The organism is Clostridium sp. AM34-11AC (assembly GCF_003435375.1).
Classification (GTDB): domain Bacteria; phylum Bacillota; class Clostridia; order Lachnospirales; family Lachnospiraceae; genus Pilosibacter; species Pilosibacter fragilis.
The window spans coordinates 1-5,717 of the sequence record NZ_QWGL01000063.1; the positions used below are offsets into that span (position 1 = coordinate 1).

The 5,717-nt window shown below is 45.2% G+C and carries 5 protein-coding genes; 3 read left to right on the top strand and 2 right to left on the bottom strand.

Going from position 1 to position 5,717, the window contains the following annotated elements:
• Positions 1-107 precede the first annotated feature (107 nt).
• The 3 genes from DW826_RS17285 (at position 108) to mobQ (ending at position 3,366) form a co-directional block, all read left to right on the top strand.
• Positions 108-950 (top strand): ATP-binding protein, encoded by an 843-nt coding sequence (locus DW826_RS17285; RefSeq protein WP_066545403.1) that lies wholly within the window; start codon positions 108-110, stop codon positions 948-950.
• Between the two features lie 124 nt (positions 951-1,074).
• Positions 1,075-1,293 (top strand): DUF3847 domain-containing protein, encoded by a 219-nt coding sequence (locus tag DW826_RS17290; RefSeq protein ID WP_066545400.1) that lies wholly within the window; start codon positions 1,075-1,077, stop codon positions 1,291-1,293.
• 369 nt (positions 1,294-1,662) lie between these two features.
• Positions 1,663-3,366 (top strand): MobQ family relaxase, encoded by a 1,704-nt coding sequence (mobQ, locus tag DW826_RS17295; protein ID WP_117553306.1) that lies wholly within the window; start codon positions 1,663-1,665, stop codon positions 3,364-3,366.
• Positions 3,367-3,413: 47 nt separating this feature from the next.
• Here the strand turns inward: mobQ and DW826_RS17300 are convergent, their stop codons facing one another.
• Positions 3,414-4,478, bottom strand: a complete 1,065-nt coding sequence (locus tag DW826_RS17300; RefSeq protein ID WP_066545392.1) for a helix-turn-helix transcriptional regulator — start codon at positions 4,476-4,478, stop codon at positions 3,414-3,416.
• A 114-nt stretch (positions 4,479-4,592) separates the two neighbouring features.
• Positions 4,593-5,717 (bottom strand): recombinase family protein (locus DW826_RS17310; protein ID WP_117553307.1); only part of this gene is annotated, 1,125 nt, incomplete at its 5' end.

Consider the following 5,717-nt stretch of genomic DNA (forward strand, 5'->3'; position numbering starts at 1 on the left):
ATTAGCCACTACTGTTACAACGTTAGTATAGCACTTCAAAGCTGGGCATTGCGTGACCATCCTGCTCCTGTCAAACGAACCTATGAATGTAAGGAGGATGAAAGCCTATGAGACCAATCAATAACGCCGTGGATGAATTATTTCAGCCGAGAGAGCTTGCAGAGGATGAATATTTGAACGAAGCTGACGGACTGATGTATTGTTCCAAATGCCACACTCCCAGACAGCACCGAATTGAATTGAAGGAACGAGTATTCCTTCCTACGGTTCGATGCCGCTGTCAGCAGGAAATATACGACAAAGAAGAAGCCGAACGCAAGCATCAGGAATTTCTCATTCAGGTGTCACGCTTGAGGACAAACGGATTGCAGGACAAATCCCTGCATGATTACAACTTTTCCAATGATAAAGGCTACAATCCGGAAATGCAGAAAGCCCATGAGTATGTGTCCCATTGGGAAGAAATGAAAGCGAACTCGTTGGGACTGCTTCTCTGGGGAGATGTGGGAACCGGTAAATCCTTTTTCGCTGGCTGCATTGCAAATGCCCTGTTGGACAAAGGTATTCCGATTCTGATGACCAATTTTTCCAGAATCCTGAATACGCTGACCGGAATATATTCCGATGACAGAAACCAGTTCATTGACAGTTTTAATAAATACAGTCTGCTGATTATTGATGATCTGGGAATTGAGCGAAGTTCGGAATTTGCTTTGGAACAGGTATTCAATGTGATTGACAGTCGATACCGAAGCAAGAAACCACTGATTGTAACCACCAATCTAACTTTGGATGAGTTGAAACATCCGAAAGATCTGGCAAGAGCCAGAATTTATGACCGAGTATTGGAGCGTTGTGTTCCTTTGAAAATCAACAATCAGAATATCCGAGAGTTGAACGCAGCCGCCAATATGCAGGAAGCACGAAAAATATTAAATTCCGGTACTTAAATTCACAGCCGATGGTGCGGAACAATTCGCCTGTCAGTACACAGATAACTTATAACTTGCAAAACGAATTGTATCTGCACCATCTACACCGGATTACAGTACCACACCGATACCAGGAGATTTTATGGCAAATAACAGACCTATGACTGAAGATGAAAAGAAATTATTGCAGGCACAGCACAGAATGGAAGCGATTGAAGCACGCAACCGCCAGAAAGAGCGAAAGGCAAGAACCAGACGATTGATCCAGATGGGAGCCGTATTGGAAAGCGTGTTCCCGGAAGTTCAGACTATGGAGCTTGATGATGTGAAGATGGAGCTGAAAAGACGATTGAAGGCATAAGCCTTGGCAGCTTCGCTGCTATCCCGAAGGGCGCACTTACTCACCACCCATAAAATGGGCGGTGGTATCCCCTTCGGGGTCGTGCGCTCTGCGAGGCTTTGCGGCTCCGTTGGAGCCTTATGTACAATGCCACACTTGCTGTCATTGTCCACGCAGTTTCCGCAAGTACAAACGATACTGCGTTTGTAATCAGGGGTACAAATTGTACCCTACCTTGCGCTAACTGCCTGCGAAAATCTGCCACTACACAAGGTACGCCCTTCGGGTGCGGCAGTTTTATCGCAGAGATAGGCGCAGCATTCACCGCACCTATTTTCTTTTTCAAAAAAGAAACAAAAATTGTGCTGCGGCACAGGAAGGAGGAAAATAGTGAACTATTTCCAGTTAGAAGCAAAAGTTGTGAGTCGTGGCGCAGGCCGTTCTGTGATAGCAGCTGCCGCTTATGCATCCTGTTCCCGACTCTACAATGATTATGACGGACTTACCCATGACTACACCAGAAAGCACGGGTGTCTGTATAGCGAAGTCTTTCTTCCGCAGTATGCACCAGAAGAATGGAAGGACAGACAGCTACTCTGGGAAGCTGTCGAGTCCGTAGAAAAGACAAAGGACAGCCGACTGGCGAGAGAGCTTGTGGTTGCTTTGCCATCAGAACTGTCTTTGGATGACTGGAAAAGTATGCTGAAGCGTTTTGTTCGTGAGCAAGGCATTGACCTTGGAATGTGTGCGGATGTGAACATCCATGATCCGTACCCTCCGGGGCATAATCCTCACAGCCATATTCTTTTCACCATGCGTCCCTTAGATGAACACGGCAAGTGGCAGACAAAGACTCAGAAAGAATACCTTTGCAAGCGTGGCGGCGAAGAACGTGGTTTTACTGCTGATGAGTTCAAGACCGCCAAAACACAGGGGTGGGAGAAACAATATATGTATCAGTTCGGGGAGAAAAGGCAGTATTTAACCCCATCTGAAGCTGAGAAAATTGAGGGATGTATCAGGACGTCAAAGACCCCTAAAAGCACCCGCTATGGGAGACAAAACCCACTTACAGCACTTTGGAACAGCGAAGAACAGATATTTGCATGGCGCAAGAGCTGGGAAATGATTGTCAATGAAGAACAGGAACGCCATGGTATTGCTGACCGTGTAGACTGTCGCAGTCATGCCGCCAGAGGACTAACTGAACAGCCAACCGTACACGAAGGATACCACGCAAGAAAACTGGAATCCATGGGAATTGTTTCTGACCGCTGCGAACTGAACCGCCAGATCAGGGCAGATAACAAACTCCTGCGTGAACTGAAAAAACAGGTGCAGAAGCTGATGAAAGCAGTCAAAGAAAATATTCCTGCCCTCGCTTCTGCATTGGAAACTCTGCGTGACAACATGATTTTTCTTCAGTATCAGTTGATCGTGAATACTTCTCAGCAGGAAGCTGTCACTTCCCAGAAAAACCTTTTGGCTGATATACTGGCTGAATACAAAAATGTTAAGGCAGAATTCAAAGCCAAGACCGCTGAGAAAAAAGAGCTGATTGCAGAACAGAAAAACTGTGGGATTCATTTCATTCGTGCAAGTAAGCTGGGTGAACAGATTGCAGCTCTGACCGAAGATATTGAAGAATTGAAATTCCAAAAGGCTGGATTGCTTTCTCAGCTTAATTGTCAGGATAACGGCATTGCTGCCAGAAAGCAGAATCTAAAAAAGATGGAGAACGCTCTGGAAACCTTGGAACAGCAGCGTGCTGCCCTGTCTGAACAGAAAGAAGCTGATAAGACAGAGTTTCTTGAAATCCGAGATGGTATCGCACCCGAAAATATGGATGCAGTTATGCAGGAACGTGAAAAACTCCGTCCTGATGGCAGAGTTGGTTTAGTACGAAAATTGTATGAAAAATACAAGAATAAATACAGTTCTGCTACTTTCGATGAAGCCAACAGGCAGATTGATGCCGAATTGAAAGAACAGCCAATTCAGAAGAAAAAGCGTTCTATCAGCGAACAGCTGAAAATGCCGAAACAAGAAACCCCACAACCAAAGAAGCAAAAGAAGAAAGAATACGAGCGATAATTGAAAACACGGCTGTTACTTCCGAAAGGTAGTAGCAGCCGTATCCCTCATTTGTTTTTGTATTTGTCTATAATCTCCCTAAATTTTGGATGTTCTCGAAGGTATGCACATTGTGGATCAGTTTCTAATCCATTGAGAAGAACTGGTATCAACTCATGGGATTGTATAGCTTTGGTTTCGGGTGCCATCCTGTGATACAGAACGGAATCAGTTAATGACCAATGTGTAGTGAGCGCTTCAAGCATTTGTTCCAGTAAATGAAGCGTTGCATCTGCATTTTGCTTTTGTTCCAAAATCTGATAAGAAGCAATATATCGGTTGTATTCCCACATATCAAATACATCTACCATGGAACTTGATTTTTCGGCAATTTTACAAGCAGATTCTGTGTTTCCGGAAGCTAATTCAGCATCTATCAATTTCGTTAGGAGCATCTGAACTCTGGTAATTTCTTTGAATAATGCCTTTTCCAGTTCTAATGCAGCCAATTCTGCTTTTTGTTGTTGCATATAAATAGATACCTGAAGCATAAGTTTATCCGGCAATGTGCTAATCAGGTCAGTTTTATCTTGAATTGTATCAAGAACCTCTTGTGCAGCATCTGTTTTGCCCTTACGAATATAGCGGTTAACTCTCATATAGTTAGCACTATTTCGTATCTTTTCATCATTGCTCTCAGCCAGATGTAAATACCAGTCTGAAATCTTTGTATCAAGGCTATCGATGGGTAAAGTATCATCGGCTGTCTGCAAAAGTATGGAATCCAAAATAATCGTGATGTTGAGAAGAAGCAGTTCGTTGTGTGGGTATTCGTGTATCTTTGCTTCAGCAGCATCAAATGCAGAAAGAATATCATTCCTTGCTTGTTTGGCGAGCTCGTTGCAGAAAAATCCAATTTCCTGTTCAGACAGATCCTCACTAAAACAAAACAATGTATTCAAATCAATTTTCAAAAGTCTGGCTAATGGAGGAAGAAGGCCAATATCAGGGCTTGTGATACCTTTCTCCCATTTGCTGACAGCGGGAGTAGAAACACCGAGATAATCAGCAACCTGTTCCTGTGTTAATCCAAGTAGCTTGCGCTGCTCTTGGATGACTATGTTCATAGGCATATCTTAATCTCCTTTGAGGATATTACAAAAAGCTCTTTGTTGTCTTTATTATAGCAAAGTACAGTTTACAAGGGACTACACAGAGTAGGTATCTGACGGGAGGGGTTCCACCCGTCAGATTTTCCATGTGATATTCAAGCTGTCGCTTGTGGCGGCTATGGTGGTAATCATCAAATCCACCACCCGCCGCTTGTCGTCAAAGGATACATTGTCCCAAGTGTCGAGATAGCCGGAAATCTGGCTGACCTGTTCCGGGCTAATGGCTTCCACCGTTAGTTCCGCTATCCTCGCCAGAAGTTCCTGCTTGCGTCCGTCCAGTTCCGCTATCTTCACATTCACATAGGAGAGCAGGACATTGTTTGCGCCCGTTAGACTGTCCACCAGCTTTTCAATCTCGCTGTCCACATGGGCAAGATCCACTTGCAGTGCTGCAATTTTCGGGTTTGCCTTTGCCGCTTTCTTTCTGCCTGTCAGCGTCTTGTAGCTTGCCAGTTTCTTTACCATCTGCTGATAAACAACCGCTTCCAGTTCCGAAGTAATGATTTTCCCGCACCCCGGACAACTCTTGTTATCCAGCCGTTTCGTACAGCGAAGGTATTGCTTGCCGGAGGGATTGAAGATACTCATAAGCGCATATCCGCAATTCCCGCATTTGATTTTTCCCGCCAGCCATGTATGGGTAGCTTTTCGGGCAGACTGGATTTTCATGTTGTTCATCAGCTTCTTGCGGCAGGTCAGCCAGATGTCGGAGGGGACAATGCCCTCATGGGGAGCCAGCACCAGCATTTGGTCTTTCAAGTCGTTCTTTTTGCTGGGCTTCACATCCCGCCCTTGATACAGATAGCAGCCGTTCATGCCAGTAAAATCGGCAGCGTCATTGACAATGACCGTCCCTTGACTTTTGAAAAATTCGTACACATCAAGGTCTGCCTGCACATAGACAGGATTGCGTAACATCTGCGCCAGCGTGGGGCGTATCAGCTCTTTGCCATGGAACAAAATGCCCTGTTCGGCAAAGTACCGGGTAATGTCCCCGTAGGAGGTAGTGGGCTGGGCGTACATCTCAAACATCAGCCGGATATTTGCCGCTTCGTCTGGATTTACCACCAGCTTTTTTGTGTTGATACCGTCCATCTTAATCGGCTCTGTATGAAAGCCGTAAGGGGCTTTCCCACCCATCTTGAAGCCTCGCTGGCTGCGGGAATAGTAAGCGTCCGTTACCCGCTTCTGTATGGTTTC

Excerpts from the sequence above, each read along its gene's own strand:
- DW826_RS17285 (WP_066545403.1), top strand. The coding sequence starts at position 108 with ATGAGACCAATCAATAACGCCGTGGATGAATTATTTCAGCCGAGAGAG.
- DW826_RS17290 (WP_066545400.1), top strand. The coding sequence starts at position 1,075 with ATGGCAAATAACAGACCTATGACTGAAGATGAAAAGAAATTATTGCAG.
- DW826_RS17300 (WP_066545392.1), bottom strand. The coding sequence starts at position 4,478 with ATGCCTATGAACATAGTCATCCAAGAGCAGCGCAAGCTACTTGGATTA.